Origin of the sequence: Luteimonas sp. YGD11-2 (genome assembly GCF_004118975.1) — a bacterium.
In the GTDB taxonomy this organism is placed as follows: domain Bacteria; phylum Pseudomonadota; class Gammaproteobacteria; order Xanthomonadales; family Xanthomonadaceae; genus Luteimonas; species Luteimonas muca.
Window position 1 is genome coordinate 2,892,027 of the sequence record NZ_CP035376.1, and the last position, 25,581, is coordinate 2,917,607.

Genomic DNA, 25,581 nt, shown 5'->3' on the forward strand with positions numbered 1-25,581 from the left:
CGCAAGTCCGGCGCCGCACGCGGTCATGTGCGTGATGCCGTGGGCATCGGCGGTCGCGTCGTCAGCAGCGGCTCCAGCAAAGCCTGCGCATGGGCCAGCGAATCGACGATGCGATGGCCCAGCGCGCGCACTCCGTCATCCGGCGCCAGCAGGTCCGGGACCTGCACTGGCGTCATCCCGGCCGCCAGCGCGGCGCGCACGCCGGTCGGCGAATCCTCCAGCACCAGGCAGTGCACAGCATCCACGCCGATGCGTCGTGCCGCCAGCAGGTAGACATCGGGTGCAGGCTTGGGCCTGGCGACATCGCTGCTGGTGCACACCACGTCGAACCGCCACAGCAGGTCCGCCGCCTCCAGCTTGCGCAGCGCCAGCGGGCGGCGCGTCGACGTGGCGACCGCGCGCGGGATGCCGTGCGTCGCCAGCAGCTCGAGCAGCGTGACGATGCCCGGCCGGTGCGCGATGCCGGCTTCGGCCGCCGCGATATACAGCGCATGCCCGCGTGCCAGCACAGCGCTCGCGGCCTCCTCACCGATGAGCGCCCCGAGGCGTTGCCGGCAGACCTCGTCGGAATGACCGATCAGGCCCAGCCACCAGTCAGGGTCGATGCGCGCACCGTGCTCGTGCGCGGCCTGGCGCAGCGCATCGATGATTGCACGCTCGCTGTCGAGCATCAGGCCGTCCATGTCGAAGATCACCGCCGCCGGCAGGCACGGCAGGGGCGCCACCGTGCTCATCGCGACGCGAACAAGGCCTGGATGTCGTCGGACGTGAGTGCGCGCCAGTGGCCTTCCTCGAGGCCGTCCAGCGCCAGGCCGCCGACGCGCTCGCGGTGCAGCGCGACCACATGGTTGCCGACCGCGGCGAACATCCGCCGCACCTGGTGGTAGCGGCCTTCGTGCAGCACCAGCCGCGCCTGACGCGGCGCGAGCACCTCCAGCTCCGCGGGCAGCAGCGGCTTGTCGTCGGATTCGAGCAGCAGCGTGCCGCTGGCGAAGCGCTCCACTTCGTCGCCACGCAGGTCCGCGTCGAGCGTGGCGACATAGACCTTTGGCAACGCCGACTTCGGCGAGATGATCCGGTGCAGCAGCGCGCCGTCATCGGTCATCAGCAGCAGCCCGGAGGTCTCGCGATCGAGCCTGCCGACCGGAGACAGCACCGGGTTGCGCAGGCGGAAGCGTGGCGGCAGCAGGTCGTAGATCACCCGCCCGGGGTCCTTTGTCGAACAGGTGTAGCCGACCGGCTTGTGCAGCATCAGCGCCAGGCCCTGCGGCGGGTCCAGCGGCTCGCCATCGACCAGCACGCCGGCCGGATCGACGACGTCGTCGGCATACAGCACCTCGCCGGCGGCATCGGTCACCCGGCCCTGGCGGCACAGCAGCATCGCCTGCTTGCGGCTGCCGTAACCGAGGTTGGCAAGCAGGCGCAGCAGCTTCATGCGCGACGCCTCGCGGTGATCACCTTGAACGCGCCGCGTCCGGCGACGCTGCGTATATCGGTGAAGGCATCCGCCAACACCTCTTCGTACGGCAGCTGCCGGTTGGCGACCAGCCACAGCTCGCCACGCGGGCGCAGCGCCTGGGCCGCGGCGCGGATGAACGCCTGGCCGAGTTCCGGTCGCGGCTGCCGCTGCTGGGCATGGAACGGCGGATTGCTGACGATGACGTCGTAACGCCGCGGCAGGCCGGTGGTCACGTCGTGCCAGTGGAAGCCCAGGGCGGCGCGTTGCGCATGCGGCGCGAGATTGCGTTCGGCCAGTGCCAGCGCGCGCGCGTCCGCCTCGTACAGATCGACCGCGCGCACCGCGGGGCAGTTGCGCAACAGCGCATCGGCGATCACCCCGCTGCCTGCACCCAGATCGGCGACCTCGCCGGCAAGCGTCGCCGGCAGGTGTTCGATCAGCAGTGCGGTGGCGGCATCGATGCGGTCCCATGCGAACACGCCGGGGCGGCTCCACCAGCCGGGCGCGACTTCACGCACGGCGTCGGCCTGGCGCCAGCGGGCGGCGAGTCCGGCATCGCCACCGGCACCGGCACGCGCCCAGAACACCCGGCACTTGTGCTTGGACAGCGAGGCGACCGGGCCGGCGACGCGCGCGAAATCGGCTTCGGCCGACTTCGCGCCCTCGTCGTTGGCCACGCTCACCACCACCGTGGCGCCATCCTCGGCCAGCGCCAATGCCTGCGCGTACAGCGCGCGCGCCTCGTCGCGCTGGCGCGGCGGCAGCAGCAGCACCAGCGGCCAGCGACGCGATGCGTCGGCTTCCAGCGACACCACGAAGCCGTCACGCTCGAGTGCCTGTGCCCGTGGCCGGAACGCCTGCACGCAGGCCAGCCCGGGCCACTGCGATGCATGCAGCGCCACCCCCGCGCGCGCCTGCAGGAACAGCGCGCCGGGCACGCGCGCGATGCGTCCTTCGGCGAACGGCAACATCAGCGCATCGAGGGCGGAATCACTGGCCACGCGGGCACCGGCAGGCGGAAGAGGCCGCACATTCTACGCGCCGGTGTGACGGCACCCGCACCGCAACGCGGCCTGCGCGCCGTTTTCATCGTTCGGCAACGCCAGCGCCGGCACCCTGCAGCCATCCAACACGGAGACTGCATATGCGCGCTCTTTTCGTCGGCGGCACCATCGACAACAGCGAGGTCGACATCGAGTCCGACTCCCCGCCGACCCACTATCCGCCGGACACCGGCACCGGTACCCAGCGTTACCGCCTGCGCCGCATCGGGCGCCACGACGGCATCATCGCCTACGCGGTCTACGGTGCGCAGGAACTGCCCGACGAGGAGGTCGAGCGCGTGGCCGACGAGCGCGCGTACGCACGGCGCTTCGAGGCCGAGGAGGCCGCGGTGGAGGGCTGAACCGGCACGGATGGGGTATCCAGCACATCCACCAGGATGCGCTTCGCCTATCCGCGCGGGCTCGCCGTTGCTGCGCTCAACCCTGCAGTTCGCGCAGCGTCAGCGCAGGGGGCACGTCGACCACCCGCCGGGTGGCGATGAGCCCGGCCACCAGCGTCACCACCATGCCGAGTGCGCCGCCGACCGCGGCCATCGCCCAGTTCGGCTCCCACGCGAGGTCGAACACGCGGGTGGCGACCACGCCCGACAGCACCGAGGCCGCGATCGCCGCCACCAGCCCCGACAGCAAACCGATCGCGGCGAACTCCGAGGCCTGTGCCGAGCGCAACTGGCGGCGGCTGGCGCCGAGCACACGCATCACCCCGCCTTCGAGCAGGCGCTCGTCCTGGCTGGCGCTGACCGCCGCCAGCAGCACCAGGACGCCGGCGACCATCGAGAACCAGAACACCGCCTGCACCACCACCGAGACCTGGTCGGCGGTGGTGCGCACCTGTGCAAGCACCGCGTCGATGTCGATCACCGACAGGTTGGGGAAGGCGCCGACCAGCTCGGCGGTGAAGCGCAGATCGTCCGCCGGCACGTTGACCGCGGTGATATGGCTGGCGGGGAAGCCATCGAGCGTACCCGGCGATGCGAGCACGAAGAAGTTCGGCCGGAAGCTCTCCCAGTCGACCTTGCGCAGGCTGGTGACCGGCGCCTCCACGGTGCGCCCGGCGATATCGAAGGTGATGCGGTCGCCGACCTCCCAGCCGAGCTGGCGGGCGAAGTTCTCCTCCACCGAGAACTCGGGCGCCGCGGCGTCAGGCGCCCAGATGCGGCCCTCGACCACGCGGTTGTCGTCGCGCAGTGCGGCCGCCATCGACAGGTTGAACTCGCGTTCTGCGCGCCGCCGGGTCTGGCCGTCCTCGTCGGCGTAGGTTTCGGGCGTGACCGCTTCGCCGTTGCGGGCCACGAAGCGCGCGCGGACCATCGGGAACAGTTCGGGCGCATCCAGCCCGCGCTCGGCCATGAACGTGCGTACCGGGTCGAGCTGCGGCGGCTGCACGTTGACGATGAAGCGGTTGGGCGCGGTTTCGGCCAGTTGCAGCTGCCAGCGGTCGAGCAGATCGGTGCGCACGAAGGTCAGCAGCAGCAGCGCCATCAGCCCGAGGCCGAGCGCCGACACCTGCGCGATGCTGGTGCCGGCGCGGCGGCTGACATTGGCCAGCCCGTAGCGCAGCCCGCCACGCAGGCGTCCGCGCAGGCGGCGCACGGCGAGGATCAGCACCCATGCCAGCAGCGCCAGCACCGCCAGCGTGGCGACGATGCCGGCCAGCATCGCCGCGGCGAGATCCGCCGAACCCGCCTTCCACCACAAGATCGCGCCAAGGCCGCCGAACCCGGCAAGCGCGACCACCAGCGCCGCGGGTTCCACCGGGTCGAGGTCGCGGCGGATCACCCGCAGGGCAGGCACCCGGCGCAGCGCGAGCACCGGCGGCGCACCGAAGGCCAGCAGCACCACCAGGCCCACGCCCAGGCCCTGCAGCGCCGGCAGCAGGCTGGCCGCGGGCAGATCGAGTTCGAGCTCACGCGCGATCCAGCCGCCCACCAGCCACTGCAGCGCGAACGCCAGCGCGATGCCAATGGCGCTGGCGAGCACGCCCAGCAGCACCAGCTCGCCGACATGGATGCCGACCAGGGTGCGCTGGCTGGCACCGAGGCAGCGCATCACCGCCGCACCCGAGAGGTGGCGCTCGCTGTGGCGACGTGCGGCCATCGCCACCGCCACCGCCGCCAGCACCACCGACACCAGCGCGGCGAGGCCGAGAAAGCGCCCGGCACGGTCGAGGCCGGAACGCACTTCCGGGCGCGCGTCCTGGATGGTCTCCAGCCGCTGGCCGCGGCCGAGGTTGTCGCGCATCGCGCTGGCGAAACCTTCCACCGCGGCGCTGTCGCCGGCGACCACGAGGCGGTAGCGGATGCGGCTGCCTTCCTGCACCAGGCCCGTGGCGGGCAGGTCGGCAAGGTTGAGGAACACCTTCGGGGCGACGTTGAAATAGTCGATCGATGCGTCCGGTTCCTGCGCCACCAGTGCCGCCAGGCGGAACTGCGCCTCTCCCAGGGTGACCGTGTCGCCGACCCGCGCATCCAGGGTGTCGGCTCCGGCGCGACTCAGCCACACGCTGCCGGGCTCCGGGATCCCGGTGGCATTGCGCTCGGCGCCGCCTGCCGCATCCACCAGCCGGAATGCGCCCCGCAGCGGATACCCGTCCCCGAGCGCGCTGAGGTCACCCAGCCGCAGGTCGTCGCCGACGCGGATCATGCTGTCGAGCGCGACGGTCTCGGTCTGCTGCAGGCCGGCGGCGCGCGCGGCCTCGCGCACGCTGTCGTCGATCGGTGCATCGGAACGCAGGATGGCGTCGCCGCCAAGCAGGCGGTTGGCCTGTTGCGCCAGCGCGCGCTCGGCGCGGTCGGTGACGAAGCCGACCGCGGTCACCGCCAGCACCGCCAGCACCAGCGCGGCGAGCATGATGCGCACCTCGCCGGCGGCAAGGTCGCGGGTGAACTGGGTCCACGCCAGCCGTGCGGTCCTCATGCCACCAGCCGCCCGCTGTCGATGCGCAGCACCCGCGCGCAGCGGCTGGCGAGATGGTCATCGTGCGTGACCAGCACCAGCGTGGTACCGGCGTCCTGGTTCATCGCGAACAGCAGGTCGATCACCGCCTGGCCGGTGCGCGTATCCAGGTTGCCGGTGGGCTCGTCGGCGAACAGCAGCGACGGCCGGGTCACGAAGGCGCGCGCCAGCGCCACGCGCTGCTGTTCGCCACCCGACAGCTGCCGCGGATAGTGCTGCAGGCGCTCGCCCAGCCCGACGCGGGCGAGTTCCGCCTCGGCCGGGCCGCGCGCATCGGCATCGCCACGCAGCTCCAGCGGCAGCATCACGTTCTCCAGCGCGGTCAGCGAGGGCAACAGCTGGAAGTTCTGGAACACGAAGCCGACCTTGTCGGCGCGAACGCGGGCGCGGCCGTCCTCGTCGAGGCTCGACAGCACGGTGCCGTCGAGTTCCACGGTGCCGGAAGACGGTACGTCCAGGCCGGCCAGCAGCGAGAGCAGCGTGCTCTTGCCGGAGCCCGAGGCACCGACCACCGCCACGCTGTCGCCGCGGGCGATGTCGAAACCGATGCCGTCGAGGATCACCAGCTCGCCTGAGGCCAGCGCAACGCGTTTGCCCAGGCCCTGCACGCGCAGGACCGGACCGGCGGTGGTGGTGGACGGCGGGACGGCGGAAGGCGACGAATCGGGCATGCGGGATCCTGTGATGCGGCGCGGCTGCATGCGCGCGGCACGAAATGCGGGGGCGTCGAGTGTACGGGCGGCTGCGCACGGCCATGCATGTGCCACATGGGATGGAGCGGACCGCATCGCCGTCCACGCGCGGTTGCAGGCAGGGCCACTACGCTGTGCCGGCCCCAGCTGAATGGAACGACCCGGATGTCCCGACGCCTCACGCCCATCGCCTTCCTGCCTACCCGCTGGCTGCTGGCCGCCTGGCTGCTGCTGGCCGTGCTGCCGGTGCAGGGATTCGCCCAGGCCACACCCGCGGCCGTGCCGCCACCGCCCACCCGCACGCTGCTGGTGATGGGCGATTCCCTGTCGGCCGGCTACGGCATGGCGGCGAACGAAGGGTGGGTCGGCCTGCTGGCCGACCGCCTGCGCGACAGCCATCCGGACTGGACCGTGGTCAACGCCAGCATCAGTGGCGAGACCTCGGCCGGCGGCTCGGCGCGCGTGGTCGACGAGGTGCTGCGCCACCGCCCCGCGGTGGTGATGATCGCGCTCGGCGCCAATGACGGACTGCGCGGACTGCCGCTGCGCGAGATGCGCCGCAACCTCGCGCGGATGATCGGCGCATCACAGTTCGTCGGCGCCGAGGTGCTGCTGGTGGGCATGCGCATGCCGCCGAACCTGGGCGCCGATTACACCCGCGGCTTCGAGGCCGTCTATCGCGACCTGGCGAAGCTGTTCGACGTGGAACTGCTGCCATTCCTGCTCGAGCCGGTGGCGCTTGAACGCGCCAGCTTCCAGCCCGACAACCTGCATCCCACCGCGCAGGTGCAGCCGGCACTGCGCGACCACGTGTGGCGCTCGCTTGCTCCGATGATCGGGCGCGCGGACGCGGCGATCGGCGAATGAACCCGCCGACAACCACGCGCCGCGAAGCGTTGGCAGTGCGCCCGGATCGCTTGAAAGGCCCCTGCCCCGCTCGCACACTGCCTGCACCCACCCGCCGGAGCGTCGCGATGAAACCGCCCGCCTTCCTGCATGCCGCAAAGCCCGCGTTCATCCTGGCCTTCGCGCTGTTGCTCGCCGCCTGTGCCGGCACCCCGCTGCGCGACGTCACCGATCCCGATGCCCCGCGTTCGCTGCCCGGGACCTCGCAGGTCGCGGTGTCGTGGAACGACCCGGCAGGCTTCTCCGACCTGCGTCGCAGTTCCAACCGCTGGGAATCCAGGCGTGGCGACTGGGTGCGCGATCTCGCCGCCTACCTGCAGCAGTCGGTCGCCCGCGCGCTGCCGCCCGGCGAACGTGCCGAAATCACCATCACCGATATCCGCCGCGCCGGCGAGTACGAGCCCTGGCACGGCCCGCAGATGGACGACGTGCGGATCATGCGCGACATCTACTGGCCGCAGATCACCCTGCAGCTGCGCCGTACCGATGCGACGGGCCGCGAACTCGAGGGTGGCGAGCGGGTGCTGCGCGATCCTGCGTATCTCACCTCCGGCGTGCGCTCGCCGCGTGGCAACGAGGCGCTGTATTACGAGAAGCGGCTGGTCGACGACTGGGTGCGCCGCGAGTTCGGAGCGCGTTGAGCGGCGGATGGCGGTCTATGTCGATGATGCGGTCACCCTGTGGCGCGGCCGCAGGTGGGCGCACCTGATGGCCGACACCCTCGACGAACTGCATGCGTTCGCGGCCAGGCTGGACATCCCGCGCCACGCCTTCCAGAACCGCACCAGCGGCGCGCACTACGACGTGCCTGCGGAACTGCGCGAACGCGCACTGGCGTTGGGGGCGGTGGCGATCTCGCGGCATCGCGACCGCGAACAGGTGCGCGCGGTGATCGCTCGTGCGCGTGCACAGGGGCGCGGCGAGGCGCCCTGAGCATCGACCCGCCGCGAGCCGCGGTCCCCAGCCGGTATGCTGCCCCGGCCATGGCCGCACGCACCATCCACGTCACCCGCTACGTCACCCCGCTGCGCGAAGGCGGCTCGATGCCCGCCGTCGTGGAGGCGGACGATGACGGCCTCTACGTGCTGAAGTTCCGCGGCGCCGGGCAGGGTGCCAGGGCGCTGGTGGCGGAGTGGATCGCCGGGCGGCTGGCGCAGGTGCTGGGACTGCCGATGCCGGACCTCGTGTTCGCCGAGCTCGACCCGGTGCTCGCCCGCACCGAGGGCGACTCCGAGATCCAGCACCTGATCCAGGCCAGCGCGGGCCTCAATCTCGCCCTCGACTACCTGCCCGGCGCGATCAACTTCGATCCGCTGGCCTGGCAGCCCGACCCGGCACTGGCCTCGCGCATCGTCTGGTTCGATGCGTTCATCAGCAATGTCGACCGCACCGCACGCAATCCCAACCTGATGCTCTGGCACCGCAGGCTGTACCTGATCGACCACGGCGCCTCGCTGTACTTCCACCATGGCTGGGACGGCGACGCGGCAGCGGCCACCGGCGCGTTCCCGCTGGTGCGCGACCACGTGCTGCTGCCGTGGGCCGATGACCTCGACGGCGCTGACGCCGAACTCTCCGCGCGCCTGGACCGCGCCACGCTGCGGGCGATCGTCGATGACCTGCCCGACGCCTGGCTGCAGGGCCCGGATGCCTTCGGCGCCCCGGCGGCGCAGCGCGACGCCTATGTGGAGTGGCTGTGCCGGCGCCTCGACGGACGTGCGGCCTTCGTCGCGGAGGCGCGCCGTGCACGCGCCTGAGACCTACGACTACGCGGTCGTACGCGTGGTCCCGCGCGTGGAGCGCGGGGAGTTCATCAACGCCGGGCTCGTGATGTCGTGCGAGCGCCGCGGCTGGCTGCAGGCGCGCATCGAGCTCGACCACGGCCGCCTGCGCGCGCTGTGGCCGGACGTCGACGTGGAGGCGGTGGAGCACGCGCTTTCGGCGATCCCGCGGATCTGCATCGGCGGCGCCGACGCCGGCCCGATCGGCCTGCTGCCACTGCGCGCGCGCTTCCACTGGCTGACCGCACAACGCAGTGCGGTCATCCAGACCTCGCCCGTGCACATGGGCCGCTGCGCCGACCTCGACGCCACGATGGAACGCCTGCTGCAGCGGATGGTCCGGACCTGACGGTTCCACGGGCCGTGCTCATCCCGCGTTCGGAAGCGTGAAGGCCGGAAGCGTTTACCGTTCATGCTGCGCGCCGTGCGGTCACGTGCCTTGAACGGCGGGAGGGAAAGACTGGCTGCACACATTCGCAGCACAAGGAAACCGCCATGAACCGCACTCCGAAGACCGCACTCGCCCTGGCCCTTTCCGCCGGCCTGGTGTTCGCCGCCGGCAACGTGATGGCCGATGACACCCGTGCGCAGAACACCGACCGCCTGGCCGCGGCCGACTCCGACCAGCCGGTCAACGACACCTGGATCACCACCAAGGTCAAGTCGAGCCTGCTGGCCGACAGCGATGTCGCCGGCATGGATATCCGCGTGGTCACCAACAATGGCGTCGTCGGCCTGTCCGGCAATGTCGACAGCCAGGCCCAGGCCGATCGTGCCCGGCAGATTGCACAGGACATCGAGGGCGTCGCACGCGTGGATGATTCCGGCCTCACCGTCGGCAGCGCCGCCGGCAATCACGGCAATACCACCGGCGACCGCGCCAACACCACCAGTGACCGCGCCGGCGACCGTGGCAACACCACCGGCCACACCGGCCACGGCAACACGCGCGACGGCAACAACGCCGCCACGCGTGACACCACCGGCGACAACTGATCGCGCACATCACCGCGCCCGACGGGCGCTGTGGAGCAGTACCCGGCGCGGCGCCCCCAAGGGCGCCGCGCTGCTGTTCGGGTCCTGGTCGTCGGGAATCGGACCTGCGACCCGGAGCACCCACCGCCGGGCACCGGCGGCGCGCCCGGCCGGCGACGCGGAGGCCGCGCCCAGCGCATGCGCAGCAGTCAGCGCGGGCCTTTTCGCAGCCAGGCTGCATGCCACGTTCACGCGCCCTGCCCATCGGCGTCGCTAGCGTGTGACGGCGCCTGCAGTTGGCGCGGGGACAGCACGAGGACGACCCGACCACGATGCGGCGACACCACCGCTCCTTCCTGATTGCGTGCGCGACGCTCGCGCTGCTGGCCGCATGCGTGCAGGGGCCACAGTCGACGCTCGACCCTGCTGGCCCCGCCGCCGAGGGCATCGCGCTGACCTGGTGGGTGATGTTCGGGCTGTTCTCGGCGATCTGGCTGCTGGTGATGGTGCTGGTGTGCTGGGCGCTGTTCCGCGGCCGCAACACGCGTGCGCTGGGTCGGCCCACCCACCTGATCGTGGCCGGCGGGCTGCTGATGCCGCTCATGGTGCTGACCGGCCTCCTCGTCTGGGGCACCGCCACCAGCGGCCGCGTCACCGGGCTGGACGAGACACCCCGGCACGTGATCGATGTGATCGGCCGGCAATGGGAGTGGGAGTTCCGCTACCGCGACGACGAGGGCCGCGTGCGTGCCACCAGCGACGTGGTCCTGCACCTGCCGCGCGGGGAGATGGTGGAATTCAACATCACCAGCGAGGACGTGATCCACAGCTTCTGGATCCCGCGGCTGGGGGGCAAGCGCGACGCCGTGCCCGGACGGATCAACACCCTGCGCCTGCGCGTGGACGACGACGGCGGTCGCCCGCTGCGCGGCCAGTGCGCGGAGTTCTGCGGTCTCGAGCACACCCACATGATCTTCGCCGTCGAGGTGATGGAGCCCGATGCGTGGCGCGCGTGGCGCGACAGCGGTGGCATGACCGCGGGAGGCCTGCGATGACCACGGCGCACGGCCCGGGGCGCATCGACGAGGCCGAGAACCGCCGTCGGCTCGACCTGCTGTCGCGCATCTGGGACTCGGAACGCAGCTGGCGCGGCCAGCTGACCGTGGTCAACCACACCACCATCGGTCTGCGTTTCATCGTCGCCGGGCTGGCCTTCATGCTGGTCGGCGGCATGCTGTCGATGTTCATCCGCCTGCAGCTGGCCTGGTTCGGCATGGAGGTGCTGGACCCGCAGCGTTACGCGCAGTTCGTGACCATGCACGGCACCACGATGATGTTCCTGTTCGCGGTGCCGATCATGGAAGGCTTCGCGATGTACCTGGTGCCGAAGATGCTGGGCACGCGCGACCTGCCGTTCCCGCGCATGTCGGCGTTCGGCTGGTGGTGCTACCTGTTCGGCGGCCTGTTCCTCTACTCCAGCTTCCTGTTCGGTGCCGCGCCCGACGGCGGCTGGTTCATGTACGTGCCGTTGACCGACAGCACCTACTCGCCGGGCCTGGGTGCGGATTTCTGGCTGATCGGGGTGACGTTCGCCGAGATCGCCGCGGTCACCGCCGCGGTGGAGCTGATCGTCGCCATCCTCATCACCCGCGCACCGGGCATGGGACTGCAGCGCATCCCGCTGTTCTGCTGGGCGATCCTGGTGATGGCCTTCATGATCGCGTTCGGCTTCCCGCCACTGATCCTGGCCAGCATCCTGCTGGAGATCCAGCGCGCGTTCGACTTCGCCTTCTTCGACGTGCCACGCGGCGGCGACCCGCTGCTGTGGCAGCACCTGTTCTGGCTGTTCGGCCACCCCGAGGTCTACATCATCTTCCTGCCGGCCTCGGGCGTGGTGTCGATGCTGGTGGCCACGTTCGCGCGGCGCCCGATGGTCGGCTACACGTGGATCGTGCTGGCCTATGTCGGCACCGGCTTCCTGAGCTTCGGGCTGTGGGTGCACCACATGTACACGGTGGGCATCCCGTTGCTGGCGCTGGCGTTCTTCAGCGCGGCGAGCATGGCGGTGGCGATCCCGATGGGCATCCAGGTGTTCGCGTGGATCGCCACGCTGTGGGCGGGGCGGCCACGGTTCCGGCTGCCGATGCTGCACCTGTTCGGGTTCTTCTTCGTGTTCGTGCTGGGCGGGCTCACCGGCGTCATGCTCGCGTTCGTGCCGTTCGACTGGCAGGCGCACGACACCCACTTCGTGGTCGCGCACCTGCACTACGTGCTGATCGGCGGGCTGATGTTCCCGATGTTCGCCGGGCTGTACTACTGGTTGCCGATGGTCAGTGGGCGGATGCCGTCGGAGAGCATCGGCCGCACCGCGTTCTGGATGGTCTTCATCGGCTTCAACCTCGCGTTCCTGCCGATGCACCTCACCGGCCTGCTCGGGCTGCCGCGCCGGGTGTACACCTACCCCGCCGATCTCAATGTCGAGTGGCTCAACCTGATCTCCACGGCGGCCGGCTTCGTGCTCGCAGCCGGCATCCTCGCGATCCTGGTCGACCTCGGGCTGTCGTTCCGCCTCGGCCGGCGCGCACCGCAGCGCAACCCGTGGGAAGCGGGCACCCTGGAGTGGGCGCTGGCGTGGCCGGTGCCGACGTACAACTTCGCCTCGATACCGGTGGTCGACGACCGCTACCCGGTGTGGTCGCGCCCGGCGCTCATCGACGAGACCGCGCGTGCGGAGGGCCTGCTCGGCGACCCGCGCGACGGCCGGCGCGAGATGCTCGGTACCGGCATGCTGGGCGCGGAGCCCGAGCAGGTCATCCGGATCTCGCATTCGACCTGGTGGCCGCTGCTGGCGGCGATCAACATCGCGGCGCTGCTCGCGTGTTTCATCGCCAAGGTCTACTGGGGCGCCGCGCTGCTGGTGCTGCCGCTGCTGGGCATGTTCGCCGGCTGGCTGTGGACGACGGGGGACCGCCACGCCACGGCCATGGTGGACATCGGCGACGGCCGCCTGCTGCCGACCCAGTACAGCGCGCGCAACGCGCCGGGCTGGTGGGCGCTGGTGATCAGCCTGCTGATCGACGGCTCGCTGTTCGCGTCGCTGGTGTTCGCCTACTTCTACCTGTGGCTGGGCACCGAAGCCTGGCCACCGGCCGGCATCGCGCTCGGCGGACTGGCGCTGCCGCTCATCGCCCTCGGGCTGCTGCTGTTGCAGGGCGCGGCCACCTGGTGGGCCGGGCGCGCATTGCGAGCCGGCGCCATCGCGCGGGTGGTGGTCGCGATGCTGGCCGCCGCGGCGCTCGGAACCGGATTCATCGTGGTCGAATCCTGGGCGCTGGCCGGACCGGTGGGTACGCCGCAGGCGCATGCCTACGCCTCGGTGGTGTGGACCCTGGCCGGCTTCCACATGCTGCACGTGGCGATCGCGGTGCTGATGTCGGTGTTCGTGGCCGCGCGCGCGCGGGCCGGCTACGTGACCGCGGCCCGCCCGCTCGAACCACGCGTGGTCGCCGGGTTCTGGCGCTACACGGTGGGCATCGGGCTGGTTGCCTGGGTGGTGATCCACGTGTTCCCGAGGGTGATCTGATGCAGGCCCTGTCGCCGCACCGGCTGACCGGCATCGCCGCCCCGTGGGCGGTGTGGGCGGTGCATTTCGTCACCGTCTACAGCCTGCAGGGCGTGGTGTGCGCCGAGGAGGTGTTGCGGCGCGACGTGGCGGGTGTGGAGATCGCCACCTGGATCCTCGCCGCGATCGGCATCGTGGCGGTGGCGGCCACTGTCTGGCTGGGCGTGCGTGGGCTGCACGCGTGGCGGCACGCGCGTCGCGACGTACAGCCCGACGTGGCCACCCGCCGCGAGCGCTTCGCGTCGGCGATCACCGCGCTTTCCGGCCTGCTGGCCAGCATCGCGATCACCTTCACGACAATTCCCGTCCTCATGCTGCCCCCCTGTGCCTGATGCGCAAGACCCTCGAACAACCCAAGCCCAGCACCACCACCCACTCGGTGCGCAGCCGGGTGGCGATCGCCAAGCATCCGCTGCATCCGATGCTGGTGGTCTATCCGGTGGCGCTGCTGAGCCTGGTGTTCCCGGCGGACCTGCTGTCGCTGTGGTTCGACACCGTGTTCTGGTCGCAGACCGCGTTCTGGTTGAACGCGGTGGGCCTTGCGATCGGCATCGTCGCGGGCATCGCCGGCACCGCCGACATGTTCCTGATCCGGGTGGTGCGCCGGCACGTCTCCGCATGGAACCACTTCATCGTCGCGGTGATGGTGCTGGCGATGGCGGGCCTGGGCGTGTGGCTGCGCGCCCCCGACCCCGCCGCCGCGGTGTGGCCCTGGGGCCTGCTGCAGTCCGGCGTGCTGCTGCTGCTGGTGATGATCGCCGGCTGGCTGGGCGGCACGCTGAGCTTCCGCCATGGCATCGGCGTCTACGGCGAGGGCAATCCACACGAGCACGAGGCCGACGACAGGCCGCCGGCGGAGTGACCCGGCGGCCGTTCCGGCGCGCCCCCGGTGCTGGCATAGTCGGCGCCATTCCCACCTGCATGGATCGCAATCATGGAAGTCTCTTCCGGCCCCGGTCTCTGGCTCATCCTTCTGAATTTCGTGCCGGTGCTGCTCGTGCTTGGCGCGCTGTGCCTGGCCGTACTGGTGGTGATGGCACTGGTCCGCCTGGTGCAGGCACAGCAGCGCACGGCCGCGGCCGTCGAACGCATCGCCACCTCCCTGCAGGACCCTCGCCGATGAGCCTCATCCTGCTGATGGTGCTGGCCTGCCTGCTGGTGCTGGGCAACAGGGTGGTGCACGCACAGCAGCGCATCGCCGCCGCGCTGGAATCGATCGCGGTGCAGCTGGAGAGGCGACCGGATTGACGACGGCTCTCCCTCCCGCGCCTTTCCGTTGCCCCCGCGCAGGCGCGGCCATGATGGGCGGAATGAGCGTCTGATTGTTCTCCAGACCGGGCGGCGTTCCGGTCGAACCGGCGGCGTTTTCGACTGGAACCGGGGGTCGGTTTCGACTGGAACCGGCGGTCGGTTTCGACTGGAACCGGCGGTCGGTTTCGACTGGAACCGGCGGTCGGTTTCGACTGGAACCGGCGGTCGGTTTCGACTGGAACCGGGGCGGCCCGCCACGGCCACAGGGGGATGCCCAGCCGGATATCTCCGCGTCCTGCTCCCACATCCGGCCGCCGGCCATCCATGGCCGGCTCTGGACATCCCCCTGCGTCCGCGGCGGGCTCCGACCTGTCGTCGCGTCGGGAAGAAGGTCAAGGGCGAAGAGCGTCAGGCCGTCGTGGCGGCGACTCTCGGGCCGACACCCTTGTCGGAACGGCCGAACGCACGAGCGTGGCAGCCGCTGGCGACGACCGCGCCAACCGCCGTCGACTTTCGTACCGGACCGACGAATGCCGGAGCCCGTCGCGTGCGCCGGGGGGTGTGCTCCCAGCCGGCCATGGATGGCCGGCGGCCGGCCGTGGTAGCCGGACGCGGACTCCGGCCGGGGGAGCACACCCCCCGGTGCGCGCGACGGGCAGCGTGGACTACAACGGAGCCCCCGATCCTCCGTGCATGGGTTCCATCGGCGGAGCCCGGAGTCCAGCGTGGAAGCGGGTCCTTCACGCCTGCGACCGGGCACGGCTCGCTGCAATCAGGGTGGACCGCGCCCACCCTGGAGCTCAGTCCTCGCGGTCGACTCCATGCATTGGCGGGGGCGGCAGGTCGCCGAGGGTGCGCGGCTTGGCGCCGGTGATCGCGGCGATCGCCAGCAGCAGCAGCAACGGCACCCAGCCGAGCGTGCGGAAGAACCATGCGCCGTGGCGGTCGTTGCCCTTGCCGAGCTGGTACAGCAGCAGCCCGAAGTAGAGGTGGAACAGCACCGCCACCGCGACCACCGTGAGCTTCAGCACCAGCCATGCACCATCCGGGCGCCATGCGATCAGCACCAGCCCGAGGGTGATGGTGACGATCGCCGCCGGCGTGGCGATGCGGAAGAACAGCACGTTGGCGACGGGGTTGAAGTACGCCGCCTCGCCGTCGGCCTCCTTGCGCTGGAACGCCACGAACAGGCGCGGCAGGAAGAACAGCCCGGTGAACCAGATGGCCATCGCGGCGATGTGGAAGAACTTCAGCCAGAAGTACATGGGGTCTCCGGAAAGCGCGTGACTGGCGGAACCTTCATGCGGGCCGTCCTCGCCTCGCCCCGGCCTTCGCCGGCGGCAGTCTTCCCGGCACGCGTGAAAAGCGCGGGAACCACCGTGGGCATCGGCTGCAGTCGATCGACGTCCTGCGCCGGAACCGTTGTGGAAGTGGAAGCGTGCCGGTGTGGTCCGCTTCCGGCATGCACGGCCGGGAACGTTAGTGCATCCACCGCCGGTGCCACGTGTACGCGCCGTGCACAGGGTGAAGCCGACCGGATTGTTACCGTGTTGCGCATGCCTCGACCCCTACGCGCCGTGCCGTTTCCGGTGACTGCCGCCCTTGCGTTGTTGATGCCGGGAGCGGCGTTTGCGCATGGCAGCCACGCCCATCCGCCCACCCTTGCGCAGGCGTGGACGCTCTCGCCGATGGTGCTGGTGCCGTTCGTGCTGCTGGCGGTGCTGTACGCGGTGGGGCTCGCCGGGTTGTGGCGGCAGGCCGGCATCGGCCGCGGCGTCAGCATTGCCGGCGTCGCCGGTTTCTGGGCCGGGATGCTGGCGCTGGCGCTGGCGGCGATCTGGCCGCTGGATGCATACGGTGCCTGGTCGCTGGCCGCACACATGGCCCAGCACATGCTGCTGCTGGCACTGGTGCCGCCGCTGCTGCTGGCCGGCAAGCCGTTCGCGGTGGTCGCCTACGCGTTGCCGCGACGCTGGTCGAGCGCCCTGCACGCCGGCCTGCATGCGCCACTGATGCGGATATCGGCCTGGCTGGTGCCGGCCGCGGTGGCCCACAGTGCGGTGATGTGGGCCTGGCACCTGCCCGGTGCGCTCGAGGCGGTGCTGGCCAGCGAACCGCTGCACCACCTGATGCATCTGTCCTTCCTGCTCGCCGGCATGTGGTTCTGGGCGGCGGCGTGGCGGCGGCTGCGTGACCCCGGCAGCGGCGCCGGCGGCGGGGTCGTGGCGCTGCTGGCGGTGATGATGCAGATGGGTTTCCTGGGCGCGCTGCTGGCGTTCTCGCCACGCACGCTGTACCCGGTGTATGCCGTGCGCGCACCTGAAATCGGCCTCGCCGCGCTGGCCGACCAGCAACTGGCGGGCATCCTGATGTGGGTGCCGAGCTGCATCCCCTACCTTGCGGGCGGGCTGTGGCTGCTGTGGCAGGGGCTTGCACGCAACGAGCGACGCAGCCCGACCCGGGACGCCGGGCCGTGAACCTCGGCTGGCTGCGCTTCACCGGCTGGATCGCGGCGTGGATGGCGCTGGTGCTGCTGCCGATGGCGATCGCGCTGGCAGGCGAGCTGCCGGCCACCCGCACCCGGTTGAAGGAAGCCGCCGCACTGCTCGGCTTCGTCGGCCTGGGCCTGCTGGCGATGCAGGCGGTGGTGTCGGGCCGCCAGCGCTGGTTCGCGCGCGGACTGGGGCAGGACGACCTGCTGCAGTTCCATCGCCGCACCGGCGAGACCGCATGGCTGCTGGTGCTGGTGCATCCGCTGGCGATGTTCGCCGCCGATCCATCGCAGCTTGCCTGGCTGGACCCCCGCGAGGACCTGCTGCGGGCGGGATCGCTGTGGTTGCTTCTGGCCGCGGTGAGCCTGCTGCTGGCGACGTCGCTGTGGCGGCAGCAATTCGGGCTTTCGTACGAGCGCTGGCGTGCACTGCACGGCGTGCTGGCCTTCGGCGTGGTGGCGCTGGCGCTGGGGCACGTGCTGCTGGTGGACCACTACACCGCGCAGGCCTGGAAGAAGGTGGCGCTGGTGGTGGTCGTGGGCAGTGCGCTGTGGCTGACCGTCGAAACCCGGCTTCGGCGCCCCTGGCAGCGACGCAGGCGGCCCTGGACGGTCGTGGACGTGGCGCCGGAACCCGGCGCCGCCACCACCCTGCGGCTGCGCCCGGACGGCCACCCGGGGCTCGCCTTCGTGCCCGGCCAGTTCGCCTGGGTGACCCTCGGCGATTCGCCATGGCGGATGCAGCAGCATCCGTTCTCGATGACCTCGCCGGCGGACCAGGCCGAAATCTGGTTCACGATCAAGCCGGCGGGCGACTTCACCGGCGGCATCGCCAGCACCCGGATCGGCAGCCGCGCCTGGATCGAGGGGCCGTACGGGGTATTCACCTGGCAACCCGGCTTCGCCCCGCACGGTGCGGTGTTCGTGGCCGGCGGCGTCGGCATCACCCCGTTCCTGTCGATGCTGCGCACCGCGCGCGCGCGCCGTGGCCAGGACCGCCTCTGGCTGTTCTATGCCAACAGCGATGCCGACAGCATCATCGCCCGCGAGGAACTCGATGTCCTTGCACGCGAGCTGCCGCTGCGGGTCGTCCACGTGCTGGACGATCCACCCGACGGATGGACCGGCGAGGCCGGCCACATCGACGCGGACATGCTGGAACGCCACCTGCCGGCCGAGGTCGGCACGATGCTGGCCTATGTGTGCGGTCCCGCCCCGATGGCCGACGCGGTGGAACCCGTCCTGCTCGAACGCGGCATCCCGGCGAAGAATCTCTATTCCGAACGCTTCGACATGGTGTGACCGATGATGCATCGACATGCCCGCCGCGCAGGCACCATCGCCAGCCTGCTGCTGGTCGCCATTGCAATCGCGGTGGCCTGGCTGCGCTGACCGCCTTCACCGCGCAGTTGCGGACGGGGGCCGAGGATCGGGGCCTGTCCCGGAGGAGCTTTCCATGCGCCTGCTTGTGCTGATTGCCGCCATCGCCATGCCGGTGGTGGCGTGGTTCTCCAACCAGGGCACCTTCGGGCCCGACCAGGCGGAGATCTCCGCGCGTTATCCGCTGCTGGTGCAGCCGGCCGGCTATGCATTCTCGATCTGGAGCCTGATCTTCCTGCTCGACGTGGTCTACGCGCTGCGCCAGGCCACCGGCGTGCGCAAGCGCGACCGGCTGCTGGCGCGGATCGCCCCCGCGACCGCGCTGGGCTTTGCCTGCACCGCGGTATGGATGCCGGTGTATTCGCAGGAATGGCTGTGGCTGTGCGTGCTGCTGATCTTCATCGCGCTGGGCACGCTGCTGTGGGCCGCCTGGACCGCATACCGTGGCAATGCCGACCTGTGGACGCGCACCGCGCTCGGGCTGCATGCCGGCTGGCTGTCGATCGCGGCGATCCTCAATCTCGGGCAGGCCCTGCTGGGTGCAGGCGTGCTGCCGGCCGACAACCAGCTGGACTGGAGCTTCGGCCTACTGGCGGCGGCGGCCGGGCTGGCCTTCGCCGCGAATGCGGCGTTGCGCGGCGCCTTCAGTTACGCACTGGCGGCGGCCTGGGGCTTCGTCGCGGTGACCGTGGCGCTGGCCCGTGGCGATGACGCACCCACCGCAGGCTGGGCCGCGCTGGCGCTGGCGATCGCGCTGGTGGTGCAGACGGTATGGCTGCGCATGCGCGGACGGGGTCGCAATCGCGGCTTCGCGCGCTGACCGGCCCGCCCCCGGATCGCGCATACGGAAATGCCCGGCGCTGGCCGGGCATTTCCACCATCGACCCGGTGAGGCGTCAGTCGATGCGTTCGTGCAGCACGCGTCCGTCGGTGGGCGCGATACGCAGGTTCAGCTTCTGCCCCTGCGCATTGCGTGCCTCGGCCTTCCAGATGCCGTCATCGAACTCCACGTCGTCGATGTGCTGGTAGCCGCCCGCGGTGAGCCGGGCGCGCACTTCGTTCTCGGAGATCCGCGCGGTGGCGTTGTCGGGGAAGACCTCGCCGCTGGCCGGATCGAGGTAGACGTCGATCTTGTTGCCGTCGGCGCTGTCGACATCCGCGCTCCACAGGCCGTGTTCGAACTCGAGGTCGCGCACGTTGCGGAAGCCCTCGCCCTCGAGCGCGGCGCGCACCTGCGCCTCGGTCATCGTGGCCTGGTGGGCACCGTGATGGCTGGTATCGGCCTGCATGGCGCCGGCATTGCCGGTCTGCTGGGCGACGGCGGTGCCGGCGGCCGACAGCGCCAGCGCCAGCAGCGCGACGCGGACGTGGGGGACATGACGTTGCTTCATCGAAGTCGCTCCTGGGTGGGGTGACCGGAGTGTCCTCCCGCCCCCGGCAATCCACGGTGAAGCCGCACGCTGCGATGCCCGCGAGGGCATCCCGGCCGTACGGCGGCTGCCTGGGACGCCGGCAATCGCGCCAGCACGGGTGGCAAAGCACGGCCGCCGGCGCCACTACGGCGTGGCGCCAACCCCCACCAGCAGGCGCAGGTCGTCGACGAAGCCGGCATACGCGGCCTCGCGTGCGCCCGGGTCCGGCTGGCGCAGCACCCAGGCGGGGTGCACGGTCGCGAGCCCGCGCGCGGCCTCGAGTGGAAGCCAGCGTCCGCGCGCTTCCATCAGCCGGAAGCCGCTGCCGAACACCGCCTGCGCCGCGGTGGCGCCCAGGCAGACGACGATGTCCGGCTGCAGCGCCGCCAGCTCCTGCTGCAGCCACGGCCGGCACGCACGCACGTGCGCGACATCGGGATTGCGATGCAGGCGACGCTTGCCGCGCGGCTCGAAGCGGAAATGCTTGACCGCATTGGTCAGCCACAACCGCGAGCGATCGATGCCGAGCTCGCCCAGCGCGCGGTCAAGCAGGCGCCCGGCGGGGCCGACGAACGGGCGCCCGCTGAGGTCCTCCTCGTCGCCGGGCTGCTCGCCGACCACCACCACCCGTGCGTCGTGCGGCCCCTCGCCGAACACCGTGCGCGTGGCCGGCTCCCACAGCGGACAGCGCCGGCATGCGGCGGCGGCGTCACGCAGGGCGTCGAGGCCCTCGATCACCTGCAACGGTTCCGGCGCAGGCGCGGGGATGCGCCGCCGCGGCGGCTCCGGCGCGCGTTCGGCCATTGCCTGCACGCGCGGCCCGGCCTCGCGCAGCAGCGTCGGCAGCAGCGCGGCCTCGGGCAGGTGTTTCCAGTATTTCTGCGGCATTTCCGACCGCATCATCGTCGGGTTGAGTCGCGCGGGATTGAAGATGCTGGCGTAGTAGGTGCGCCACAGCGCCTCCTGCGCGTCGTCGGCCGGCGCGTCGCCACGGGTGGCACCCGCCGCGAACGCCAGCGCCTCGCCCTCCCAGGCCACGCTGCGGTACGGGGTGAGGATCGCCCAGTGCATGCCGGCGAAGCGCCGGGCGAAGAACGGCGCGACGCGATCGAGGATGCGATGCGCCGGCTCGAACCAGGCGATGTAGTGGTTGTCGCGCCCCGGCACCTCGCGGAAGCGCACGAACGCCTTCATCTTGTGGCTGTCGCGGCGCACCGCCTGTTCCAGCATGCGCACCCGCTGCACATCCGGATCGCTGGCGCGCTCGAGCAGCCGCGGCTGGCCCGAGGCCATGCGCCACAGCAGCCGGTACAGCAGGGCGAAACGCTGCGGGTCGGTGTGGCAGGCGACCGCTGCGGCCAGCGCGGGAAAGTCCGCCGCCACGCGCGGCGGCGGACGCGTTGCCGGCAGCGCCTGCAGCGCAGGGCCGGCCGCCAGCATCGCCTGCGGGTCGCCATCCCAGACCAGGTCTTCCGGAGCGAGGCCGGCGCACCACGCCTGGCGCGCCAGCGTGCGCCACGCATCGCCATCCCAGGGTGGATCGACGACCGCCTGCACCGCGCCGGCCGCGAGCACCGCATCGCCGAACAGGTCGCCGCTCACGCGAACAGGTCCGCCTGCCGCGGCGGTGGCGCCAGCTGCGCACGCAGCCGTGCAGGGTTGTCGAGGCCGCCGCGCGGCACATGGTCGGGCAGCAGCAGGAATGGAAGCGCCTTGCGCAGCGGCACCCGCAGCCGCGTCAGGTCGTCCACCCGCAGCGCGCCGGTGCGACGCGAGGCGACGATGCGATCCACGTTGCGCGTCCCCAGCCCCGGCACCCGCAGCAGCAGTTCGCGCGAGGCGCGATTGACGTCCACCGGAAACTGCTCCGGATGGCGCAGTGCCCAGGCGAGCTTGGGGTCGATATCGAGATCGAGCATGCCGCCGGCTTCGGCGGGTGCGATGTCGTCGACACCGAAGCCGTAGAAACGCAGCAGCCAGTCGGCCTGGTAGAGGCGATGCTCGCGTACCAGCGGCGGCGCCTGCGACGGCAGCCGGATCGAGGCATCGGGGATCGGCGAGAACGCCGAGTAGTACACGCGCTTCAGGCGGTAATTGCCGTAGAGGTTGTCGCTGGTGTGCAGGATGCTGCGGTCGTTGGCACCGTCGGCACCCACGATCATCTGCGTGCTCTGCCCGGCCGGCGCGAAACGCGGCGGCTTCGCACGCAGCAGCTTCTGTCCGCGGTGCTGCTCGCGGTTCTCCTCGATGCGCCAGCGCAGTTCGCCCATCGCCGCACGGATGCCGGGCAGCTTCTTCTCCGGCGCAAGTTCGGCAAGCCCGGCCTCGGTCGGCAGTTCGACGTTGATGCTCAACCGGTCGGCGTAGCGCCCTGCGGCCGCCAGCAGTTCGGGCGCCGCGTCGGGAATGGTCTTGAGGTGGATGTAGCCGGCGAAGCGATGGTCCTCGCGCAGGCTGCGCGCGACTTCCACCAGCTGCTCCATGGTGTAGTCGCTCGAGCGGATGATGCCGCTGGAGAGGAACAGCCCCTCGATGTAGTTGCGCTTGTAGAAGTCGAGCGTGAGCTTCACCACTTCATCGGTATTGAAGCGGGCGCGGCGCACATTGCTGCTGACGCGATTGACGCAGTAGGCGCAGTCGTAGATGCAGAAGTTGGTGAGCAGGATCTTCAGCAGCGAGACGCAACGCCCGTCCGGGGTGTAGGAATGGCAGATGCCCATGCCTTCGGTACTACCGATGCCGCCGGTGCCGAGCGAATGGCGCTTCGACGCGCCGCTCGACGCGCACGACGCATCGTATTTGGCGGCATCGGCCAGGATCGCAAGCTTGTCGACGGTTTCCACCGTGCAAGGGTGGCGGCTGCATGTCTCAGTCCGTGAGACAGGCGGCGCCGTTCATCCGACTGAACACGTGCGGCGCGCAAACCGCTGATTCCACGCGGTTTTTCACACCGCCGTACACACCCCGGGGTAGCTTGGGACACGCGCCGCGCCCGCCTGTCATCCGTGTCACACGGCCAGTCCCGCGCAGCGCGACCAGATTCCCCGCCGGGCCGATCGTTGCCACCATCGCGCCCGATGCCCTGCAACAGAGGTTTGTCATGTCACGCCCCGAACTCGATCGCCGCCTGAGCGATCTCCACCAGCGCCTGCCGCAGATGCGCCAGCAGAACCCCCACGACAGCGACTTCTGGGCCGCGTTCTCGCACGAGACCCGCTCGTTGTTGCGCGGCAAGATGTCGCCCGAAGACACCAGCTGGCTGCAGAACCGTATCGTCTCGATCCTCGCGGCGCCCTGAGGTCCAAGGGGCGCTTCGCGCGCCCGCCGCGTCCGGCGCCCTGTGCTGCTGGAATCGCGCAGGGTCCGCCCCCACCATGCGGGGATGACCAACCCTCTGCTCGACTTCTCCGCTCTGCCGCGCTTCGACGCGATCCGCCCGGAACATATCGCGCCCGCGATCGATACCCTGCTGGCGGATGCCGATGCCGCCGTCGCCCGTGCCACCACCACCGCGGCAGTCACCTGGGACGACTTCGTCGAACCCCTCCATGACGCCACCGAACGTCTCGGGCGCGCTTGGAACCAGGTCGGCCACCTCAACGCCGTGGTCAACACGCCCGAACTGCGCGAGGCCTACAACGCCGCGTTGCCGAGGGTCACGCGCTTCCACAGCGCGCTGCAGCAGAACCAGGCGCTCTACGAGCGCTTCAGGGCGCTGTCGAACGCGCCCGAAGCAACCGGCTGGAGCCCGGCGCGCCGGCGCGTGGTCGACAACGCCCTGCGCGACTTCCGCCTCGGCGGCGCCGAGCTCGAACCCGACGCAAGGGCGCGCTTGGCGCAGGTCCAGCAGGAACTGGCGGAGCTTTCGGCGAAGTTCTCCGAGCACGTGCTCGATGCCACCGATGCGTGGTCATACACCACCACCGACGAAGGCGAACTTGCCGGCCTGCCGGACGATGTCCGTGCGCAGTGCCGTGCCGCCGCGGACGCCGCAGGCGAAGCCGGCTGGCGCCTCGGCCTGAAGATGCCCTGCTACCTGCCGGTGCAGACCTGGGCCGACAACCGCGCCCTGCGCGAACGGCTGTACCGCGCCTATGGCGTGCTTGCCTCGGAAACCGGCCCCGCCGAACTGGACAACGGTCCACTGATCGACGCGATCCTCGCGCTGCGTGCCGAGCAGGCGCGACTGCTCGGGCATGCGCACTACGCCGAGCTGGCACTCACCACGCGGATGGCGCGCACCGCCGACGAGGTGCTGGCGTTCCTGCGCGACCTCGCCTCGCGCGCGTTGCCGCATGCGCGCCGCGACCGTGCCGAACTGGAAGCCTTCGCCCGCGACAGCCTCGGCATCGACACCCTGCAGCCTTGGGACCTCCTCGCCTGGGCATCGCAGAAGCTGCGCGAGGCGCGCTTCAGCTACTCCGGGCAGGAGGTCAAGCGCTACTTCACCGAGCCGCGCGTGCTGGCCGGCTTGTTCGACGTGATCGAAAGCCTGTACAGCCTGCGCGTCGAGCAGGACAGCGCACCGGTCTGGCATGAGGACGTGCGCTTCTACCGGCTGGTCGATGGCGCTGGACGACTGGTCGGGCAGTTCTACCTCGACCTCTACGCGCGCGAAGGCAAGCGTGGTGGTGCCTGGATGGACGACTGCCGCAACCGCCGCCATCGCGCCGACGGCAGCACGCAGACGCCGATCGTGTATCTCGTCTGCAACTTCGGGCGCGGCGTCGACGGCGCACCGGCAACGTTCACCCATGACGAGGTGACGACCCTGTTCCACGAGATGGGCCACGGCCTGCACCAGCTGCTGACCGAAGTCGGCGAACTGCCGGTGGCCGGCATCAACGGCGTGGAATGGGACGCGGTGGAACTGCCCAGCCAGTTCATGGAGAACTTCTGCTGGGAATGGCCGTGGGTGGAGGCGATGACCGCGCACGTCGATACCGGCGAGCCGCTACCGCACGCGCTGTTCGAGCGCATGCTCGCCGCGCGCAACTTCCAGAGCGGCATGCAGACGGTACGCCAGCTGGAATTCGCGCTGTTCGACATGGAGCTGCATGCCGGCGAGCCCCCGGCCGACGTGCTGGCGCTGCTGGAGCGCATCCGCGAGGAGGTCGCGGTGAACCGGCCGCCGGCCTGGCACCGCTTCCCGCACCAGTTCGCGCACATCTTCGCGGGCGGCTACGCGGCGGGCTATTACAGCTACAAATGGGCCGAGGTGCTGAGCGCGGACGCCTATGCCGCGTTCGAGGAGCAACCCGATGCGCTGGCCGGCACCGGCGCGCGCTTCCGCCGCGAGATCCTCGCGCGTGGCGGCAGCCGGCCCGCACTGGAGAACTTCCGCGCCTTCCGCGGCCGCGACCCGCAGATCGACGCGCTGCTGCGGCACAACGGCATGGCGGCCTGAGCGGATCGCGCCAGGCCCATTGCGCCGCATACCCGATCGCGCGCGCGCCCACGGTCACCAGGCGTCGCACCCTGGCCTGCGGGCGGCACGCCCGGGCTTCCGGTCGGGTCGCGCCCGCCTGCGCGCGATGCCCGCCGGCGGATCGAACAGGCATTGACAGGGCCCGGCCTAGACTCGGATGGCATC

At 70.8% G+C, this 25,581-nt stretch carries 27 protein-coding genes; 18 read left to right on the plus strand and 9 right to left on the minus strand.

All coding sequences use genetic code 11. From position 1 onward, the window contains the following. Positions 1-23 precede the first annotated feature (23 nt). Genes ERL55_RS13385 through ERL55_RS13395 form a run of 3 tightly spaced genes read right to left on the minus strand, consistent with a single transcriptional unit; the run spans position 24 to position 2,430 of the window. Positions 24-734 (minus strand): HAD family phosphatase, encoded by a 711-nt coding sequence (locus ERL55_RS13385; RefSeq protein WP_129136860.1) that lies wholly within the window; start codon positions 732-734, stop codon positions 24-26. Further along, positions 731-1,435 (minus strand): 16S rRNA pseudouridine(516) synthase, encoded by a 705-nt coding sequence (locus tag ERL55_RS13390; protein ID WP_129136861.1) that lies wholly within the window; start codon positions 1,433-1,435, stop codon positions 731-733. Before ERL55_RS13390 ends, ERL55_RS13385 begins: the two co-directional genes overlap by 4 nt. After that, positions 1,432-2,430 (minus strand): class I SAM-dependent methyltransferase, encoded by a 999-nt coding sequence (locus tag ERL55_RS13395; protein WP_129137356.1) that lies wholly within the window; start codon positions 2,428-2,430, stop codon positions 1,432-1,434. Before ERL55_RS13395 ends, ERL55_RS13390 begins: the two co-directional genes overlap by 4 nt. A gap of 173 nt (positions 2,431-2,603) precedes the next feature. On the opposite strand from ERL55_RS13395, the gene ERL55_RS13400 reads away from it, so the two are divergent. Next, positions 2,604-2,864 carry a hypothetical protein gene (locus ERL55_RS13400; protein ID WP_129136862.1) on the plus strand — a complete coding sequence of 87 codons (261 nt, stop codon included), beginning with the start codon at positions 2,604-2,606 and terminating at the stop codon, positions 2,862-2,864. 76 nt (positions 2,865-2,940) lie between these two features. On the opposite strand, the gene ERL55_RS13405 is transcribed toward ERL55_RS13400, so the two are convergent. Further along, a complete protein-coding gene (locus ERL55_RS13405; protein WP_129136863.1) occupies positions 2,941-5,439 on the minus strand; it encodes an FtsX-like permease family protein in 2,499 nt (832 codons plus the stop codon). Beyond that, positions 5,436-6,149, minus strand: a complete 714-nt coding sequence (locus ERL55_RS13410) for an ABC transporter ATP-binding protein (protein ID WP_129136864.1) — start codon at positions 6,147-6,149, stop codon at positions 5,436-5,438. The genes ERL55_RS13405 and ERL55_RS13410 overlap by 4 nt, the downstream gene beginning before the upstream one ends. 186 nt (positions 6,150-6,335) lie before the next feature. Between ERL55_RS13410 and ERL55_RS13415 the strand changes: the two genes are divergently transcribed. The 12 genes from ERL55_RS13415 (at position 6,336) to ERL55_RS15250 (ending at position 14,702) form a co-directional block, all read left to right on the plus strand. Further along, positions 6,336-7,037: an arylesterase gene (locus ERL55_RS13415; RefSeq protein ID WP_129136865.1), complete on the plus strand. Its 702-nt coding sequence runs from the start codon at positions 6,336-6,338 to the stop codon at positions 7,035-7,037. Between the two features lie 107 nt (positions 7,038-7,144). Beyond that, positions 7,145-7,717 (plus strand): DUF3016 domain-containing protein, encoded by a 573-nt coding sequence (locus ERL55_RS13420; protein ID WP_129136866.1) that lies wholly within the window; start codon positions 7,145-7,147, stop codon positions 7,715-7,717. Positions 7,718-7,724: 7 nt separating this feature from the next. Beyond that, on the plus strand, positions 7,725-8,009 hold the full coding sequence (locus ERL55_RS13425; RefSeq protein ID WP_129136867.1) for a DUF4031 domain-containing protein: 285 nt from the start codon (positions 7,725-7,727) through the stop codon (positions 8,007-8,009). A 50-nt stretch (positions 8,010-8,059) separates the two neighbouring features. Continuing rightward, the gene (locus ERL55_RS13430) at positions 8,060-8,833 is read left to right on the plus strand and encodes a HipA family kinase (protein WP_129136868.1); all 774 of its coding nucleotides are present in this window, start codon (positions 8,060-8,062) and stop codon (positions 8,831-8,833) included. After that, on the plus strand, positions 8,820-9,206 hold the full coding sequence (locus tag ERL55_RS13435) for a DUF3037 domain-containing protein (RefSeq protein ID WP_129136869.1): 387 nt from the start codon (positions 8,820-8,822) through the stop codon (positions 9,204-9,206). The genes ERL55_RS13430 and ERL55_RS13435 overlap by 14 nt, the downstream gene beginning before the upstream one ends. 146 nt (positions 9,207-9,352) lie before the next feature. After that, complete coding sequence (locus ERL55_RS13440; protein ID WP_241685779.1) at positions 9,353-9,853, plus strand: BON domain-containing protein; 501 nt, start codon at positions 9,353-9,355, stop codon at positions 9,851-9,853. A gap of 311 nt (positions 9,854-10,164) precedes the next feature. After that, positions 10,165-10,887, plus strand: a complete 723-nt coding sequence (coxB, locus tag ERL55_RS13445; protein ID WP_129136870.1) for a cytochrome c oxidase subunit II — start codon at positions 10,165-10,167, stop codon at positions 10,885-10,887. Next, entirely contained in the window at positions 10,884-13,415 is a 2,532-nt protein-coding gene (gene ctaD / locus ERL55_RS13450) for a cytochrome c oxidase subunit I (RefSeq protein ID WP_129136871.1), read from the plus strand. Before coxB ends, ctaD begins: the two co-directional genes overlap by 4 nt. Beyond that, entirely contained in the window at positions 13,415-13,786 is a 372-nt protein-coding gene (locus ERL55_RS13455; protein WP_129136872.1) for a hypothetical protein, read from the plus strand. Before ctaD ends, ERL55_RS13455 begins: the two co-directional genes overlap by 1 nt. After that, complete coding sequence (locus tag ERL55_RS13460) at positions 13,786-14,316, plus strand: DUF2231 domain-containing protein (RefSeq protein WP_129136873.1); 531 nt, start codon at positions 13,786-13,788, stop codon at positions 14,314-14,316. The genes ERL55_RS13455 and ERL55_RS13460 overlap by 1 nt, the downstream gene beginning before the upstream one ends. 72 nt (positions 14,317-14,388) lie before the next feature. Beyond that, on the plus strand, positions 14,389-14,577 hold the full coding sequence (locus ERL55_RS13465; protein WP_129136874.1) for a hypothetical protein: 189 nt from the start codon (positions 14,389-14,391) through the stop codon (positions 14,575-14,577). Further along, the gene (locus ERL55_RS15250) at positions 14,574-14,702 is read left to right on the plus strand and encodes a hypothetical protein (protein ID WP_256386128.1); all 129 of its coding nucleotides are present in this window, start codon (positions 14,574-14,576) and stop codon (positions 14,700-14,702) included. Before ERL55_RS13465 ends, ERL55_RS15250 begins: the two co-directional genes overlap by 4 nt. 803 nt (positions 14,703-15,505) lie before the next feature. Here the strand turns inward: ERL55_RS15250 and ERL55_RS13470 are convergent. Then, on the minus strand, positions 15,506-15,970 hold the full coding sequence (locus ERL55_RS13470) for a CopD family protein (RefSeq protein ID WP_129136875.1): 465 nt from the start codon (positions 15,968-15,970) through the stop codon (positions 15,506-15,508). Positions 15,971-16,261: 291 nt separating this feature from the next. On the opposite strand from ERL55_RS13470, the gene ERL55_RS13475 reads away from it, so the two are divergent. The 3 genes from ERL55_RS13475 (at position 16,262) to ERL55_RS13485 (ending at position 19,396) form a co-directional block, all read left to right on the plus strand. Continuing rightward, positions 16,262-17,182 (plus strand): cytochrome c oxidase assembly protein, encoded by a 921-nt coding sequence (locus ERL55_RS13475; protein ID WP_241685780.1) that lies wholly within the window; start codon positions 16,262-16,264, stop codon positions 17,180-17,182. Continuing rightward, a complete protein-coding gene (locus ERL55_RS13480) occupies positions 17,179-18,498 on the plus strand; it encodes a ferredoxin reductase family protein (protein WP_129136876.1) in 1,320 nt (439 codons plus the stop codon). The genes ERL55_RS13475 and ERL55_RS13480 overlap by 4 nt, the downstream gene beginning before the upstream one ends. A gap of 154 nt (positions 18,499-18,652) precedes the next feature. After that, positions 18,653-19,396, plus strand: coding sequence for a hypothetical protein (locus ERL55_RS13485; RefSeq protein WP_129136877.1), 744 nt, complete (start codon positions 18,653-18,655; stop codon positions 19,394-19,396). Positions 19,397-19,472: 76 nt separating this feature from the next. Here ERL55_RS13485 and ERL55_RS13490 read toward each other — a convergent pair whose 3' ends face one another. The 3 genes from ERL55_RS13490 to ERL55_RS13500 all read right to left on the minus strand — a co-directional run bounded on the left by ERL55_RS13490 (position 19,473) and on the right by ERL55_RS13500 (position 22,831). After that, complete coding sequence (locus ERL55_RS13490; RefSeq protein WP_164972207.1) at positions 19,473-19,967, minus strand: PepSY domain-containing protein; 495 nt, start codon at positions 19,965-19,967, stop codon at positions 19,473-19,475. A gap of 165 nt (positions 19,968-20,132) precedes the next feature. After that, positions 20,133-21,545 (minus strand): UdgX family uracil-DNA binding protein, encoded by a 1,413-nt coding sequence (locus tag ERL55_RS13495; RefSeq protein WP_129137359.1) that lies wholly within the window; start codon positions 21,543-21,545, stop codon positions 20,133-20,135. A gap of 41 nt (positions 21,546-21,586) precedes the next feature. Next, the gene (locus ERL55_RS13500; protein ID WP_129136879.1) at positions 21,587-22,831 is read right to left on the minus strand and encodes a putative DNA modification/repair radical SAM protein; all 1,245 of its coding nucleotides are present in this window, start codon (positions 22,829-22,831) and stop codon (positions 21,587-21,589) included. Between the two features lie 257 nt (positions 22,832-23,088). On the opposite strand from ERL55_RS13500, the gene ERL55_RS13505 reads away from it, so the two are divergent. After that, positions 23,089-23,286: a hypothetical protein gene (locus ERL55_RS13505; protein WP_129136880.1), complete on the plus strand. Its 198-nt coding sequence runs from the start codon at positions 23,089-23,091 to the stop codon at positions 23,284-23,286. Positions 23,287-23,370: 84 nt separating this feature from the next. Beyond that, positions 23,371-25,395: a M3 family metallopeptidase gene (locus ERL55_RS13510; protein ID WP_129136881.1), complete on the plus strand. Its 2,025-nt coding sequence runs from the start codon at positions 23,371-23,373 to the stop codon at positions 25,393-25,395. The last annotated feature ends 186 nt before the right edge of the window (positions 25,396-25,581 follow it).

Excerpts from the sequence above, each read along its gene's own strand:
- ERL55_RS13385 (WP_129136860.1), bottom strand. The coding sequence starts at position 734 with ATGAGCACGGTGGCGCCCCTGCCGTGCCTGCCGGCGGCGGTGATCTTC.
- ERL55_RS13390 (WP_129136861.1), bottom strand. The coding sequence starts at position 1,435 with ATGAAGCTGCTGCGCCTGCTTGCCAACCTCGGTTACGGCAGCCGCAAG.
- ERL55_RS13395 (WP_129137356.1), bottom strand. The coding sequence starts at position 2,430 with ATGTTGCCGTTCGCCGAAGGACGCATCGCGCGCGTGCCCGGCGCGCTG.
- ERL55_RS13400 (WP_129136862.1), top strand. The coding sequence starts at position 2,604 with ATGCGCGCTCTTTTCGTCGGCGGCACCATCGACAACAGCGAGGTCGAC.
- ERL55_RS13405 (WP_129136863.1), bottom strand. The coding sequence starts at position 5,439 with ATGAGGACCGCACGGCTGGCGTGGACCCAGTTCACCCGCGACCTTGCC.
- ERL55_RS13410 (WP_129136864.1), bottom strand. The coding sequence starts at position 6,149 with ATGCCCGATTCGTCGCCTTCCGCCGTCCCGCCGTCCACCACCACCGCC.
- ERL55_RS13415 (WP_129136865.1), top strand. The coding sequence starts at position 6,336 with ATGTCCCGACGCCTCACGCCCATCGCCTTCCTGCCTACCCGCTGGCTG.
- ERL55_RS13420 (WP_129136866.1), top strand. The coding sequence starts at position 7,145 with ATGAAACCGCCCGCCTTCCTGCATGCCGCAAAGCCCGCGTTCATCCTG.
- ERL55_RS13425 (WP_129136867.1), top strand. The coding sequence starts at position 7,725 with ATGGCGGTCTATGTCGATGATGCGGTCACCCTGTGGCGCGGCCGCAGG.
- ERL55_RS13430 (WP_129136868.1), top strand. The coding sequence starts at position 8,060 with ATGGCCGCACGCACCATCCACGTCACCCGCTACGTCACCCCGCTGCGC.
- ERL55_RS13440 (WP_241685779.1), top strand. The coding sequence starts at position 9,353 with ATGAACCGCACTCCGAAGACCGCACTCGCCCTGGCCCTTTCCGCCGGC.
- coxB (WP_129136870.1), top strand. The coding sequence starts at position 10,165 with ATGCGGCGACACCACCGCTCCTTCCTGATTGCGTGCGCGACGCTCGCG.
- ctaD (WP_129136871.1), top strand. The coding sequence starts at position 10,884 with ATGACCACGGCGCACGGCCCGGGGCGCATCGACGAGGCCGAGAACCGC.
- ERL55_RS13455 (WP_129136872.1), top strand. The coding sequence starts at position 13,415 with ATGCAGGCCCTGTCGCCGCACCGGCTGACCGGCATCGCCGCCCCGTGG.
- ERL55_RS13460 (WP_129136873.1), top strand. The coding sequence starts at position 13,786 with ATGCGCAAGACCCTCGAACAACCCAAGCCCAGCACCACCACCCACTCG.
- ERL55_RS13465 (WP_129136874.1), top strand. The coding sequence starts at position 14,389 with ATGGAAGTCTCTTCCGGCCCCGGTCTCTGGCTCATCCTTCTGAATTTC.
- ERL55_RS15250 (WP_256386128.1), top strand. The coding sequence starts at position 14,574 with ATGAGCCTCATCCTGCTGATGGTGCTGGCCTGCCTGCTGGTGCTGGGC.
- ERL55_RS13470 (WP_129136875.1), bottom strand. The coding sequence starts at position 15,970 with ATGTACTTCTGGCTGAAGTTCTTCCACATCGCCGCGATGGCCATCTGG.
- ERL55_RS13475 (WP_241685780.1), top strand. The coding sequence starts at position 16,262 with ATGCCTCGACCCCTACGCGCCGTGCCGTTTCCGGTGACTGCCGCCCTT.
- ERL55_RS13485 (WP_129136877.1), top strand. The coding sequence starts at position 18,653 with ATGCGCCTGCTTGTGCTGATTGCCGCCATCGCCATGCCGGTGGTGGCG.
- ERL55_RS13490 (WP_164972207.1), bottom strand. The coding sequence starts at position 19,967 with ATGAAGCAACGTCATGTCCCCCACGTCCGCGTCGCGCTGCTGGCGCTG.
- ERL55_RS13505 (WP_129136880.1), top strand. The coding sequence starts at position 23,089 with ATGTCACGCCCCGAACTCGATCGCCGCCTGAGCGATCTCCACCAGCGC.
- ERL55_RS13510 (WP_129136881.1), top strand. The coding sequence starts at position 23,371 with ATGACCAACCCTCTGCTCGACTTCTCCGCTCTGCCGCGCTTCGACGCG.